Genomic DNA, 13161 nt, shown 5'->3' with positions numbered 1-13161 from the left:
CCCTTCGCGAACGCTTTACACCTCGGGTGCGAGGAAGTAGACAGGCTGGAGCGGCAGCAGTCGCCGCGCCTCTTCGTCCAGCCTCGAATAGTGCTCGACCCACAGGCCGGCGAGCCGGTTCAAGTCGATCAGCGTGATTCGCCGGCGTTCTTGTGTCCGAGCTTCCAGTTCAGCGCTCTTTGTGAATCCGCCGGAGGACACGAAAATGCCGATATCGGCATCGCCGAGCACAGCCAGAAACGCGCGCAAACCGTCAACATCGACCGGATTGGCGCGCCGCTTGACCTGAATCTTCAGTCGTGAAGATGCCGCGCCTAACGGATCAGCCGATGCCACGACATCTACACCCCGGTCCGGCCCGGCGGAGGCGATCCATTGCACGTGATACTTCATCGCTTTGAGAAGCCCTGCAACAAGGTCCTGGAAATCGTAAGGGTCCATCACAGCGATGAAGTCCTCGATTTCCTTCCACGCCGTCTCTTCGGCTTCATCAAGGATCGACACCGAACTGGGCTCTGACTCGTCTGGCTGGTCCGGGGTGTCAGGCTGCTCGGCACGCCATTTGCCATATAACCGATTCGCCTCACGAAAAAGGGCCTCCGGATCTGGAAACTGCTCGAGCGCAATAGTCCCTTCCTCGGTTATTGACCAGATTCCCCGCCGCTTGACCATCCATCTGGCCTTTACCGGTCCAATAGTCGTAAACCGCATGATCTTCGGGAAACGACGTACGCCCGGACGGTTGGGGTACTCGCTGTCTTCGAACGGTGTGGGTTCGAGGATTTTCTCCACACGTTCAATGGCCTCCCGCGCCGCCAGGCCGCCAGGCGCCTCTGCCAGGATTCTAAAGAGCGCCTGGGTCATCTCGCCCTGACGGCGGCGCGTAATCTCGGCCACTACAAAGCCTCCCCAATGTCGGTCTTCAACACGTCGATCCTAGTATCCAGTGCGACGGCGATACGGGTCAGCACCGCCGCCGAGCCCGGCTTACGCCCCCGTTCGATTTCGGACAGATAGCTCGCAGCAATCCCCGTCTCTTCGGCAAGCGCCCGTAGTGTGAGGCCACGATGTTTCCGAAACACAGCCACCGGGCGGTCGCCGCGCATGATGGCAAGGGCCACCGCATGGGGAATTCGACTCCCGTCGTCCGCTTCCATCGCGGCCAGCCGATCCTCAAGCTCCTCATTCCGCGCAATCAGGGCGTCGTACGCCGTCTGCGACAGCGTGACGGTTGCGTCACGGACCATAAGCCTCCCTCCGGTGCCGATCTTAGCCGCCAGGGCGCTTTGCGTAAGGGCCGCGGGCGGCAAACCTGCTAGCGTGGCGGTGGAGGTGGAAGGGGCCGGGTGGCTCTCGCGGTCTTCAAAACCGTTGTGGGGCGCTGGTCAGCGTCCTAGGTGGGTTCAACTCCCATGCACCTCCGCCAGCCGAGCGAGTGCGCATGGCATCGAGCCGCTGCGAGCCGGGCGCTCTGAACCTGTCGAAGGCCCGTTCATGGTTCGACAGGCTCACCACGAACGGGATGCGCGCCCGGTGGCCCGCGCTGCGTGCCGCGTGGGAAGGCGTTATCAGGCGAAACGGGCGGGGTCGAAGGGCGTCAGTTCGATGGCGGGCGACTCGCCGGTGATCTGGGCGGCCAGGGCAGCCGCGCTGCCGGGGGCGAGCAGCAGTCCCGCGCGTCCGTGGCCGGTGGCGATGTATCCGCCGGAAAGTCCGGGGACGGCGCCCAGGATCGGCAATCCGTCGGGTGAGAGCGGGCGCAGGCACGCCGTCTGCTTGACGACTTCGGCCCGCGACACCGCGGAGACGAAGCGGCCGGCCTGGCGCAGAATCTGGCGCCGAGCCGTGTCGGTTGGCGTCTCGTCGAATCCGACCGACTCTTCAGTAGTCCCGACGTAGACTAGGCCGTCGGCCTTGCGCGCCATGTAGTTGCCGTCGGTGTCGGAGAACCGGGTTTCAGGCGCGGCGATCGGCAGGCGCAGCCGCAGGATTTGGCCCTTGAGCGGGGTGACGGGCACGGGCAGCCCGAGCCAGGCCCCGGCCTCGCTGGTCCAGGGCCCCATGGCCAGCACAACGGCGTCGGTGCGAATCAGCTCGCCGCTCACCTGCACCCCGGCAACGCGTCGGCCGTTCAAGCTCAGTCCGGTCACGCGTCCATGCCCAACTCCCGCGCCACGGGCTCGAGCGGCGTGGATCAGCGCCTGGGTGAACGCGTCAGGTTCGATCTCAGCGCTCGCTTCGCGCAGCAGGCCGCCCTCGATAGGACCGTCGATCCAGGCGCAGCGGGCACGCACCTCGTCGGGCTCCAGCCACTGGGACGGGGCGGCCTGCCGCAACGTCTCGGCTTCGGCGGCGTTGGCGGTGATGAGCAGCGACGGGCTTTCCTCGAACCCGTAGCCCGGCGCTCCGTGGGACTCCAGCTCGCGGACCAGGGCGTGATGCCGCGCCAAGCTGGCCCGCCAGAGCGGTCCCAGCGGTCCGGCGGCGCGCGCGTCCGACGCCGGCGAGAGCAGCCCGGCGGCCTTGCCGCTGGCGCCCGACGCAACGGCGCGTGATTCGATCAGCAGCGGCCGCGCGCCGCGTCCGGCGAGCTCGTAGGCCAGGGCGGCGCCAAGCACGCCGCCCCCGCAGATCACGACATCCGCCGACCGATCGCTCATCGTGCGGCACGATACCCGAGCCGCGGCGCGACGGCCCGTGCGAGAATTCGCCCGTGGACACCCAGCGCTTTCACGACGCCATCCGGCGCATCGACGCGGCCAACGCCGACGATCCGCACACGCTGATCGTCAACGGCGAGGCCCGGCCCAAGGAGCTCACCCACGCCGCGATGCTCACGGACTGGGTCCGCCGCCTGCGCCCCGACGCCGGCGAGGCGCTGCTGCTGGCGGCGCGCGCGCACCATATCCGCCGCTGGAGCATCCCTCGCGACGACTATCCGAGCGGCCGGCGCGGCTATCTGCGCTGGCGCACGGCGCTGCATGCCATGCACGCGGCCGAGGTCGGCCGCGTCTTGCAGGAAGCCGGCTACGACGCCGACGAGATTGCGCGCGTCCAGCAGCTGGTGCGCAAGCACAACCTCACGCGCGACCCAGAGGCGCAGACGCTGGAGGACGGGCTCTGCCTGGTCTTCCTCGAGACGCAGTTCGCCGACCTGCGGGCGCAGCATCCGGCCGAGAAGATCGCGGACATCGTGCAAAAGACCTGGCGCAAGATGTCACCCGCGGCCCGTGAGCTGGCGTTGGAGCTGGACTTGCCATCCGACGACCGGGCGGCGCTGGAGCAGGCGCTGGTGGGAGATACAGCGCCTTCGGCGTAGGGGCGCCCCTGGTGGGCGCCCGAGGCACCGAGCGGCGGCGTGACCGTGGCCGACCCCTTAGATTCCTCGCTGCGCTCGGAATGATTGAAGGCTGAGGCTAGGCGGGCCGCACGTCTTCCCACCTGCCCGTTTCGCAGGACCGATCGGCGGCCAGGCCGACCTCGTGCTGGCGAATGATTGCGTCGCGCATGCCGGTGTTCGTCGCTCCCTGTTCGACGGCGTCGAGGAAGGCGCGCAGGCACTCGTGGACGCCGGGCCAGCCGGCCGGCGGTTCCAGGGCCGACTGCCGCGACAGGCGCCAGTGGGGGAACTCCCGGGTGCGCAGGCGCCAGGCGCCCGCCAGCGGATCGCAGACGACGTCGCCGTCGGTTCCATTCACTTCCAGGTCGATGCGCAGCGGCCCGACCGCTCCGATGTTGATTTGGAACGTGCCCAGCACGTCGCCGTAGTCCAGATGAGCGACGGCGCGCGTTTGCATCAGCCCCGGCTCGTCGTCGCCGTTGAGCACCAGCACGCGGCGCGCCGTGCGGCCGAGCGCGCGGTCCAGCATGTCCAGATACCAGCCGGCCAGCATGTGCACCACGCTCAACTCGTGCCGCGGTGGATGGCCCCACCCGGCTTGCAGCCGCACGTTCGCGGTTCGCGGCTGACCAATGACGCCGGCGTCCAGCGCCTGGCGCAGGCGCGCGACGACGGGCAGGTAGGAAAGCTCCAGGTCGGGGTGCACGAGTTGGGGCGCGGCGCGGAGCGCGTCCAGCATGCGTTCCACGCCGGGCCGGTCGGAGGCCACGGGCGGTTCGAACAGGAGCGGCAGGCCTGAGGCCAGCGCGTCCGCCAGCACCGGCTCGTGCGCCTGGTCGGGAACGGCGACGGTGACGGCATCCAGGTCGGCGGCGGCGAGAAGTTCAGGCGCCGAGGAAAACACGGCGATTTCCGGCCCGAGCTCCGCAAGGGCGCGGTTACGCGTTGCGGCGCTGGGCGCCGCTACCGCCGCCACCCTGGCGCGACCGTCTAAGCGCAGCGCCGGGAGGTAGGCGCTGCGCGTCCAACCGCCAAATCCGATGAGTCCGACGCTGATGTCGCCCACCATGGCCTCACTTCCCCCGCAGGGCGCGAACGGACGCTAGCGGCACCGTGCGTGACGAGGGTACTCGAGGATGCAACGGTTGCAGGACAGGGTCGACGCGCATCGCAGCACCGCCGCCAGCATTTCCGGCGCGACCGCCCGATCAACGGTCATTCAGGCGGTCCCAATTGACGCTGGTGCTGCCTTCGACTGCCGCCGGCAGCGAGTGCCCGCTTAAGGGCGGCGTAACGGGAATGGGAAGCGCGCACGCTTAGAATGGAGTTCTTCGAGAGTGAGGCTGGTGCGGGTGCGAAGCTCGCGGATGCGGCCCTCCGGCGGCCGCCAGGTCAATCGAGACGCGCGGGCAAGGCTTGCGCGGAGTTCGCTGATTCGGTCCCGGCGCTCGCGCGCCCCGGTCGCGGCTTGGGTGTGGTTGCTGACGGGAGCGGCTGCCGCGGCAATCCTGGCTGGCACGCTGGTGTTCGCGGTGATTGCGGCCAGCGGAGTGGGCGCCGCCGCGGCGGCCGCCAGCACGCTGCTGACGGACGTGCCCGAGGTCGAGGAGATCCTGGACGTCGGCTCCGGCCTGTTTCAAACCACCACGATCGTCGACCGGCGCGGCCGTCAACTGGGCGAGCTGTTGGGCCAGGGCCGGCGCACGCTGGTGCCGCCGGATGCGATCCCCGCCGATGTGAAGGCGGCGGTGATTGCGGCGGAAGACGCCACGTTCTACGAGAACCCGGGGGTCGAGCTGCGCGCCATCGTGCGCGCCTTGTGGCAGAACTTCGCGGGCGGCGAAATCGTCTCCGGGGCCAGCACCATCACGCAGCAACTGGTCAAGAACGTGCTGCTCACGCCCGAGGAAACGGTGGAGCGCAAGGTCAAGGAAGCCGTGCTGGCGTGGCAGCTCAGCGAGCAGTTCTCGAAGGACGAAATCCTGGGGCTCTACCTCAATCAGAACTACTTCGGCAGCTTGAGCTACGGGGTGGCCGCGGCCGCCCGCACCTATTTTGGGAAGCCGCTGCGTGACGTGACGCTGGCGGAGGCCGCACTGCTGGCGGGGCTATTGCGGTCGCCGTCCACGGACAATCCCCACGTGGACCCGGCAGCGGCGCGCCGGGAGCAGCTGCGGGTGCTGGACCGGCTCGAAGAGTCCGGTCTCGCGTCGCCGGCGCGCGTGGAAGCGGCGCGCCGCGAGGTCATCACGATCATGCCGCCGCAGGCAGCCGAGGTGCGCGCGCCCCACTTCTTCCAGTACGTGTTGGACGAAGTGCAGGCGCGCTACGGGCCGGATGTGAGCTGGCAGGGCTGGCGCATCGTCACCACGCTGGACCTGGACCTGCAGCAGCAGGCCGAGGCGGCGGCGCGCGAACACGTCGCCACGCTGGCCGACCAGACGGTGACGAACGCGGCGCTGGTGGCGCTGCGGCCGGGCACGGGCGAGGTTCTGGCCATGGTGGGCAGCCTGGACTTCAACGACGCGACGATCGACGGCCAGGTGAACGTGACGCTGGCGCCGCGCCAGCCGGGATCGGCGTTCAAGCCCGTCATGTACGCCAGCGCCCTGCAGCGGGGATATACCCCGGCGACCATGTTGCTGGACATTCCAACGATCGTGCCGATCGCGGGGCAAGAGCCGTACGCGCCGAGGAACTACAGCGAGCGGTTCAGCGGACCGGTGAGCCTGCGCACGGCGCTGGGAAGCTCGCTCAACATCCCGGCGGTGCGGACGCAGATCGATGCAAACGTCGGTCTCAGTCCCACGGTGGCCATGGCCGAGCGGCTGGGCATCACGACGCTGACGGATCCGTCGCGCATCGGCCCGGCGCTGGCGCTGGGCTCCAACGAGGTGCGGTTGATCGAGCTGACGAGCGCCTACGGCGTCTTCGCCAACGAGGGGCGGTCGGTCGCGCCCACGGGCATCCTCTGCATCCTGGACGCCCAGGGCCGGGTGGTCGAGCAGCTGGGGGACGACGGCTGCAGCGCGCGAGTGCTCGCGGACGTGGCGGAGGCGCCGACCCGCATCGCGGCGACGCAAGTGATCAGTCCCGGGCTGGCGTTCTTGATGACGTCGATTCTCAGCGACGAGAACGCCCGGGTGCTCGGATTCGGCAACACGCGGCGCAATCTCCAACTGCCCGGACGCGCGGCGGCAGCGAAGACCGGCACGACGGAGGACACGCGCGACGCGCTGACGGTTGGCTACACGCCCCAGCTGGTGACGGGGGTGTGGGTGGGCAATGCCGACGGGACGCCGATGGACGAGGTGACAGGCGTGCGCGGGGCCGCGCCGATTTGGCAGCGGTTCATGACGGCGGCGCTTCAGGGCCAGCCGGCGCTGGCATGGCCGCAGCCGGCGACGGTGGTGGTGCAGGAGATCGACGCGCTGTCCGGCCTGTTGCCATCGCCGTTCACACCCGAGACCCGCGAGGAGTTTTTCCTCACCGGCACGGTGCCGGCACAGCGGGACATGGTGCATCAGGCGTTTGAGATTCACGTGCCGACGGGGCTGCTCGCCACGCCGGATACGCCACGGGACGACGTGGAGGAGCAGGTGTTCGTGGTGCTGCCCACCGAAGCCGAGGAGTGGCAGCGAACGCTGTCGGAGGAATCGCCGCTGCGACTGCCGCCCGAAGCCTTCGTGGAAGCGGCGGCGCCGTCCTCCGGCGCGTCAGGGCAGGCGGCCATCATCAGTCCCGCGCCTTCCGAGCGTGTGCGCAGCGTGCTGGATGTCCAGGGGACGGCGGCCGGACCCCTATTCAGGGACTTCGAGCTGCGCTATGGCGCGGGACCGGCCCCGGGGAGCTGGATTCGCATTGGCACGGTTGGCGGGAGCCCCGTGACGGAAGGGCCGCTGCGGGCGATCGACACCAGTCAACTCCCCGACGGTCCCTACACGCTGCGACTGGCGGTGCGCGCGTCGAATGGACGCGAGGACCTGGTGTTCCGGCGGTTCGTGGTGGACAACTCTCCACCGGCAGTGGCGGTGGCGGGCCTGGCCAACGGCGACGAGCGTCCGGCCGGCGTGCTCGAGCTGCGGGCGGTGTGGCAGGACGCGGGTGGATTGGCGGCGGTGGCCTACGAGATGAACGGCGAGACCATAGACGAGGTGCAGCGCGCCCCATATCGCCTCCGCTGGACGGCGGAGCCGGGCACGTACACGCTGCGGGCGATCGCGACGGATCGGGCCGGCAACCAGACGGCGTCGGACCCGGTGACGTTTACGGTGCGCTAGCCAACGGATGCATGCTGGCGCCGCGAAACGGCGTCACCGCGGACCTTGGCTCAGCCAGCTGGCCGGCGACACTTGAAGCACAGGCGCGATCCCAGCCAACGTGGCGCCGGTTCGTATTCGCGGGTGGTAAGCGCGCGCAACCAGGCCGGTCGGTGGAGCCGGCGTCGAAAAATGTGCTTGGCGACATAGAAGGCGATGACTTCCAGGCAGTGCCACACGCCGCCGTTGATGCGCATGTCCTCAATGTCCAGGCCCGCGCGCTGGAACACCGGCACGAGGTCGCCGGGCGAATAGTGACGGTGTCCGAACGGCCACGCCGGATCAAGCGGGTTGAGGATGCTGTTGAGCTCGGTGATCACAAACAGCCACCCGCCGGGCTTCAAGACATCGGCCACCGCACGGATCAACGCAGGCTCGGTCAAGCGAGGCAGATGCTCGTAGGTCAGGATCAGTGCCACGCCGTCAAACGTCGCCGAGGGGAACGGCAGAATGGGATTCGCCAAGTCCGCCCGAAGCACCTGCAGGCTTGGGTCGATCCCGCGGGCGTAGCCAAGCGCCGGCTGGCTCAGATCGACTCCCACATATCGAACATCGGCCCCGCGGGCCCGCAGATACACGCCGAAGGACGCATTCCAGCATCCAGCATCTAGAAGCCACGCCTCGTCCAAGTCTTCGTTGAGCCAATCAGCGATCCAGCCATAGAGGAGATGGCTGGCGGGATCATAGGTTTGATCGATGACGCCGGGCGTTACGAGCCCCGGGCGCCTGAGCAGCCGATGGGTTAGAGAAGTCCGGTTCTCGTTGCTCACAAATCTCCTGGTGAGGCCGGGCAACGCGTCGCCATTGACTCGGCGTCGAAGGGTGGCGACCGGCGGCGATGGTATGGAGAAACATGTGAACCTGCAATGCTGAGAACGCAGCGTTTGTCACACGAGTTGCCGCATCAGGGACCTCGGGTGCAACCTGGTGCGCGCTTAGCCTCATCCAGCAGATGCCCTTTGCGGCGTTTGGACGCCGCCCGGTCGCGCGTGGCCACCGCCACCAGATACTCCTTGGCCGCCGCTGCAGTCATACCCTCGCAATCCGATTTCGATACCCGGTCTTCCGAGGCGCCACGCTCTCACTTGGTAACACTCCTTGCGAGGCTGATCCCGGCGTTGACGCGAGGGGTCGACGTTTCTAGACTCGTGGTGCGCGCGGCTCGTGCGTGAGGCACCGGCGCCGCGTCTCCCAATTGCGGCGTCGTCGCCGAACCCACCCCAGAGGAACTCCGAGTGCCCGAACGTCCACGCCTCCAGGCGTCCTCCCGCACCGTGCGGGGCCGGGCCGTCAAGCGCCTCCGGCGCTCGGGCGTGATTCCGGCAAATCTCGTTACGCCGAACCAGCCGTCGACCGCCGTCCAAGTGGATGAGCGCGAGCTGGCCACCCTGGTGCGGCATGGGGCCGACGGCCGGCTGCTCGACCTCGAATGCGACGGCTCCACCGAGGCGGTGCTGTTCGACGACTACGAGTTGGACATCATCACCGACCGCCTGCTGCACGCGACGTTCCGCCGCGTCGACCTCACCAGGCCGGTGACGGTGGAGGTGGGAATCGAGCTGCAAGGGACGGCGCCGGCCGCCGCGGTCATGGGCGTGACGGTGATTCAATCGCTAACCACGCTGGAGGTCGAAGCGCTGCCCACCGAGATCCCATCGACGCTGGTGGCCGATGTCTCCGGCTTGGAAGCTCCGGGAGACGAGGTGGTGGTGGCCGACCTACGGGCGCCGGACGGCGCGTACGCGCCGGTGGGCGATGCCGCCGAAACGGTGATTTCGGTGCACGTGCTGCGGGCGCAGGCCGAAGATCTCGAGGAAGAAGAGGTCGACCTCGACGAGGTGGAGATCGAGCCCGGCGAGGAAGGCGAGGCCGCGGAAGCGCCGCCGGAGGAAGAAGCTCCGGCGTAGTCGGCTGTTACGCCCTGGAGGTTGGGGGCGGGACGGTCTAGAAGTGGGCGGCGTCGAAGCGGGAGCGTACGGCGCTCTCGTTCGCGATATCCACAACCGCCACCACCGTATCGCCGGACCTGAGCACGAGGTCGGTGAACGTGAACAGCGCGTCGTCGCCGCGCAGCACGACGGCCACGCGGGCGCCCAATTGCTCGAGCTGCAGGTCGGTGACCGACGCCCCGGCCGCGGCTGATTCACTGGCCACGGTCAGCTCGACGAGCTCGAGGCCGGCGGAGCGCAGGCGCATGAGGTGCACCACGGACGCCGCGCCCAGGTCGCGCTCGATCATGCTCATGACCAGGTCGGTGGCGTTGACGATGGCCTCGATCTCCAGAAGGCGAAAAGCGTCCTGATTCTTGGGGTTGTTGAGACGCGCGATGGTGCGCGCCCGACCCTTGGAGAGCGCGCGAGCGAGCTGACAAATGACAAGGTTGTCCTCGTCGTCGCCAGTGACGGCAATCACGAGGTCGGCCCGCGCCACGCCCGCCGTCGAGAGCCACCGGCCCTCCGAGGCGTCCTGGGGAACGACCGAGGCGCCAAGGTCGTCTTCCAGATCCTGCGCCTTGCGGCGGTCTTTCTCGAGGAGCACGATCTCGTGCCCGCCGGGCGGCAGGTCGTGCGCCAGCGCGGCGCCCACCTTGCCGCCGCCGGCGATGATGATGAACACGCCTAAACCGCCGGGGAGCCGGCCAGCCGGTCCATGATCGCGCTGGCAATGATGTCCGTGGAGCAGATGGTCTCGATGCCGCGGTCGGCGAAGACGCGGGCGCGCACGGGGTCCTTGACGCGGGCGATGACGCGCGGCACGTCGTATTTGAGGCGCGCCAGTTGCACCGCGGTGAGATTGGAATTGTCGCCGTAGGTGGCCGCCACCAGCACGTCGGCGCGGGCCACGCCGGCGGCCTCCAGGACGTCGAGATCGATGGCGGTTCCCACCAGCGTCGTGCCGGCAAAGTCGTCGGGCAGCCGCTGGAACGCGTGGCTGTCGCGGTCGATGACGACGACCGAGTCACCGGCGGCCGCCATGCGCGCGGCAATCTCGGCGCCGGCGCGTCCGCAGCCGATCACGATGGCGTACATGTCCCCGCGCCTCTCCGACGAAACCGCCCGCTCCCCGCGGCCCCCATGCTACGCTCCCGCGCGCTCGCCGTCCGAGGTCAATCCACCATGCTGTATGAATTGCGCATCTACGAGATTCTTCCCGGCAAGATGCCGGTCATCGAGGCGCGGTTTCGCGAACACACGCTGGGCTTCTTCGAGCGGCACGGCGTGGAGGTGGTGGGGTTCTGGCACGAGGTCGTGGGCCGCAGCGACCGGCTGGTGTATCTGACGCGCTTTGCCGACATGGCCGACCGCGAGCGGAAATGGGGCGCCTTCATCAGCGACCCCGAGTGGCTGCAACTCCGGGCCGACACGGAAGCCGATGGGCAGATTGTGGCCCGGATCCACAACCGGTTCCTCGAGCCGACGGACTATTCGCCGCTGCCGTAGGTTTCCCAGCCGGATTCAAACCGTAGGGGCGCCCCTTGTGGGCGCCCGTCCGAGTCCCGCGTGACCCCGCCAGCCCCGGCGCCTGCCGGTCGGGGTGACCGGCAGGCGCCGATAGGTCAGCGGCTGTAGCCAGAGCGGGCCGGGGCCGGAGCCTGGGCGTAGGCCTGCTCCGCCATCCGCTCCAGCAGGAAGCTGAAGTCCTGGTAGGCGCCCAGGTCGCCGAGCGTGCGTTGCAGCGCGCGCAGCTGTCCCTGGAGAATGTCCAGCTCATCCGCCACATCCGCGGCGCCGTAGTCCGTGCCGGGCGGCAGGCTGCTGTAGCGGTCCGCCGCCAACGCCACGATGCCACCGAACCGCAGCAGCGGATCGACCCGGCTGCCGTCGAAGCTGAGGTCGTTCCGACCCGTGACCTCGACCTGCTGGCTGCGCGATTGACCCGTGTCCGGGACGATCCAGCGCAGCTCCACCCGGCCCAGCTTCAGGTCTTCAGCCACGCGCCCGCGATAGCGGTCGTGCAGCTCCAGCTCGTAGAAGACCGTGGTGGCCGCGCCCGACGGCAACTCCGCGAATTCCTTGCGGTCCTCCGCGAAGCTCGCGTCGGACGTGACCCGGTTCTCGTAGCCCACGATCCGCCACGACCGGACTACGTCCGGATCCCAGGTCACCTGGGCCCGCGTCTGGTCGGCGAAGGGCGTCGACAGCGCCAGCCAGTTCGCCCGGCTGAAGGTCCTGCGCGCCTGATCGGGGTCGTCCAAGTAGCGGTACCAGCCATTGCCATGCTGGGCCAGCAACTCCAGCAACTCGTCGTTGTAGTTGGTGATTCCCACGCCGATGGTGATCAGCCGCAGCGGGTTGCCGGCGTTGCGGTCGTAGGCGGACTCCAGGATCGCGAACGGGTTGGTGGCATCCACATTGGCCACGCCGTCCGACATCAGGATGACGTAGTTGTAGGCCTCCGGCCGTTCCCGCCGCGCCGCGTCGGCCAGCTGAACCCCGAGGTTGAGTCCCGCCTGCACGTTGGTGCCGCCAGTCGGTGCCAGCCGCGAAATCGACCACTCCACCGAGGAGTTGTCCGGCCCGCTGTGCTCCACGGTGAACTGGCGAATCACGTCCGTGGTGAAGTGCACGACGGCCACGCGGTCCTGCGGGCGCAGGCTCCGGCGAATGGCCTCCGCGGCCGCGCGGGCGATGTCAATGCGATTCCCGCTCGCCATCGAGGCCGAGGCGTCGAGCACCAGCGTGACGTTGAGCGGGCGATCATCCGGCACTTCCGCCGCCTGGAAGGCAATTCGGGCCAGGTGCTTGCGCCCGTCCAGCGGGTGCGTGACGAGATCGCTCGTGATGGCGAAGCCCCAGTCGTCCGACGGCAGGGCGTATTGATAGTTGAAGGCGTTGATCCACTCCTCGGCCCGCACCGAGTCCGGATCGATTTCGTAGCCCTGGTGCGCCCAGGCGAGCGCCAGCTGGTACGACGTGCGGTCGGTGTCCAGGCTGAACGTGGAGACCGCATCTTCGGCCGTGGCGACTTCCGGCTGCCGCCGAGCGTCCCGGACGATTGTGGCCGCCGGCCGGGCCGTGGGCGCACGAACGGCCGCGGGCGTGGCGCGCGACGCCGTTGACGGCCGGGTCATGCTTCGCTCGACCGGTGCCTCCCGCACCACCTCCTTCGTTACCACCTTCTCGACCGCAACCTCCCTGTGCACGGCTTTGGTGACGACAGTCTCGACCGGAACCTCCTTGATTACTTCCTGAGTCACGGTCTTTTCGACAACTTCCGCTTCGCCGCAGGCCGTTGCGGCGAGGACCGCCACCGCGACGGCCGCGCCGGTGACCGCCGCGGCAATCCGGCAGCGGGAAGTCGCGGCCAGGATCTTGCGCCGTAGCCGCGTGACGGGCCGGGATCCTTCCACCGGGCCGGCGCCCGCGTCGTGGCTCTGGCCTACTTGGTGGTTGATCTCGTCACGATCGCCGTCCCGATCGTGCAGAACAGGCGTTGCATCCGTCATGATCCGCCCTCCAATCCCGCGCTCCGCGGGGCGTTGCATAGAGAAATACGCCACTT

The 13161-nt window shown here is 68.6% G+C and carries 12 protein-coding genes and 1 tRNA gene; 5 read left to right on the top strand and 8 right to left on the bottom strand.

Translation table 11 applies throughout. The features are described from left to right. Positions 1-15: 15 nt before the first annotated feature. Both OXG79_13280 and OXG79_13275 read right to left on the bottom strand, forming a co-directional pair. On the bottom strand, positions 16-897 hold the full coding sequence (locus OXG79_13280; protein MCY3784738.1) for a restriction endonuclease: 882 nt from the start codon (positions 895-897) through the stop codon (positions 16-18). Continuing rightward, complete coding sequence (locus OXG79_13275) at positions 897-1247, bottom strand: helix-turn-helix transcriptional regulator (protein MCY3784737.1); 351 nt, start codon at positions 1245-1247, stop codon at positions 897-899. Before OXG79_13275 ends, OXG79_13280 begins: the two co-directional genes overlap by 1 nt. A gap of 81 nt (positions 1248-1328) precedes the next feature. Here OXG79_13275 and OXG79_13270 point away from each other — a divergent pair. Then, positions 1329-1426 (top strand) — tRNA-Sec (locus tag OXG79_13270). Positions 1427-1568: 142 nt separating this feature from the next. Here OXG79_13270 and OXG79_13265 read toward each other — a convergent pair. Then, positions 1569-2660, bottom strand: coding sequence for an FAD-dependent oxidoreductase (locus OXG79_13265; GenBank protein MCY3784736.1), 1092 nt, complete (start codon positions 2658-2660; stop codon positions 1569-1571). 53 nt (positions 2661-2713) lie between these two features. Between OXG79_13265 and OXG79_13260 the strand changes: the two genes are divergently transcribed. Then, positions 2714-3319: a DUF4202 domain-containing protein gene (locus OXG79_13260; protein MCY3784735.1), complete on the top strand. Its 606-nt coding sequence runs from the start codon at positions 2714-2716 to the stop codon at positions 3317-3319. Positions 3320-3416: 97 nt separating this feature from the next. Here OXG79_13260 and OXG79_13255 read toward each other — a convergent pair whose 3' ends face one another. Further along, positions 3417-4409 carry a Gfo/Idh/MocA family oxidoreductase gene (locus OXG79_13255; protein MCY3784734.1) on the bottom strand — a complete coding sequence of 331 codons (993 nt, stop codon included), beginning with the start codon at positions 4407-4409 and terminating at the stop codon, positions 3417-3419. Between the two features lie 403 nt (positions 4410-4812). On the opposite strand from OXG79_13255, the gene OXG79_13250 reads away from it, so the two are divergent. Continuing rightward, entirely contained in the window at positions 4813-7620 is a 2808-nt protein-coding gene (locus OXG79_13250; GenBank protein ID MCY3784733.1) for a transglycosylase domain-containing protein, read from the top strand. A gap of 50 nt (positions 7621-7670) precedes the next feature. On the opposite strand, the gene OXG79_13245 is transcribed toward OXG79_13250, so the two are convergent. After that, positions 7671-8429 (bottom strand): class I SAM-dependent methyltransferase, encoded by a 759-nt coding sequence (locus OXG79_13245; GenBank protein ID MCY3784732.1) that lies wholly within the window; start codon positions 8427-8429, stop codon positions 7671-7673. Positions 8430-8894: 465 nt separating this feature from the next. On the opposite strand from OXG79_13245, the gene OXG79_13240 reads away from it, so the two are divergent. Next, a complete protein-coding gene (locus OXG79_13240; GenBank protein MCY3784731.1) occupies positions 8895-9566 on the top strand; it encodes a 50S ribosomal protein L25 in 672 nt (223 codons plus the stop codon). Positions 9567-9603: 37 nt separating this feature from the next. Here the strand turns inward: OXG79_13240 and OXG79_13235 are convergent, their stop codons facing one another. Both OXG79_13235 and OXG79_13230 read right to left on the bottom strand, forming a co-directional pair. Then, positions 9604-10275, bottom strand: a complete 672-nt coding sequence (locus OXG79_13235; protein MCY3784730.1) for an NAD-binding protein — start codon at positions 10273-10275, stop codon at positions 9604-9606. A gap of 2 nt (positions 10276-10277) precedes the next feature. Then, the gene (locus OXG79_13230; protein MCY3784729.1) at positions 10278-10688 is read right to left on the bottom strand and encodes an NAD-binding protein; all 411 of its coding nucleotides are present in this window, start codon (positions 10686-10688) and stop codon (positions 10278-10280) included. A gap of 87 nt (positions 10689-10775) precedes the next feature. Between OXG79_13230 and OXG79_13225 the strand changes: the two genes are divergently transcribed. Further along, a complete protein-coding gene (locus OXG79_13225) occupies positions 10776-11099 on the top strand; it encodes an NIPSNAP family protein (protein ID MCY3784728.1) in 324 nt (107 codons plus the stop codon). A 116-nt stretch (positions 11100-11215) separates the two neighbouring features. Here the strand turns inward: OXG79_13225 and OXG79_13220 are convergent, their stop codons facing one another. Beyond that, a complete protein-coding gene (locus OXG79_13220) occupies positions 11216-13105 on the bottom strand; it encodes a von Willebrand factor type A domain-containing protein (protein ID MCY3784727.1) in 1890 nt (629 codons plus the stop codon). Positions 13106-13161 lie beyond the last annotated feature (56 nt).

The sequence above is a fragment of the Chloroflexota bacterium genome (assembly GCA_026706485.1).
Lineage (GTDB): Bacteria > Chloroflexota > UBA11872 > UBA11872 > UBA11872 > JAJECS01.
Note: the sequence above shows the minus strand (reverse complement) of the source record. Positions and strands in the feature narration are given on the sequence as shown.

Coding starts and splice junctions, on each gene's coding strand:
- OXG79_13275 (MCY3784737.1), bottom strand. CDS start 1,247: ATGGTCCGTGACGCAACCGTCACGCTGTCGCAGACGGCGTACGACGCC.
- OXG79_13265 (MCY3784736.1), bottom strand. CDS start 2,660: ATGAGCGATCGGTCGGCGGATGTCGTGATCTGCGGGGGCGGCGTGCTT.
- OXG79_13255 (MCY3784734.1), bottom strand. CDS start 4,409: ATGGTGGGCGACATCAGCGTCGGACTCATCGGATTTGGCGGTTGGACG.
- OXG79_13230 (MCY3784729.1), bottom strand. CDS start 10,688: ATGTACGCCATCGTGATCGGCTGCGGACGCGCCGGCGCCGAGATTGCC.
- OXG79_13225 (MCY3784728.1), top strand. CDS start 10,776: ATGCTGTATGAATTGCGCATCTACGAGATTCTTCCCGGCAAGATGCCG.
- OXG79_13220 (MCY3784727.1), bottom strand. CDS start 13,105: ATGACGGATGCAACGCCTGTTCTGCACGATCGGGACGGCGATCGTGAC.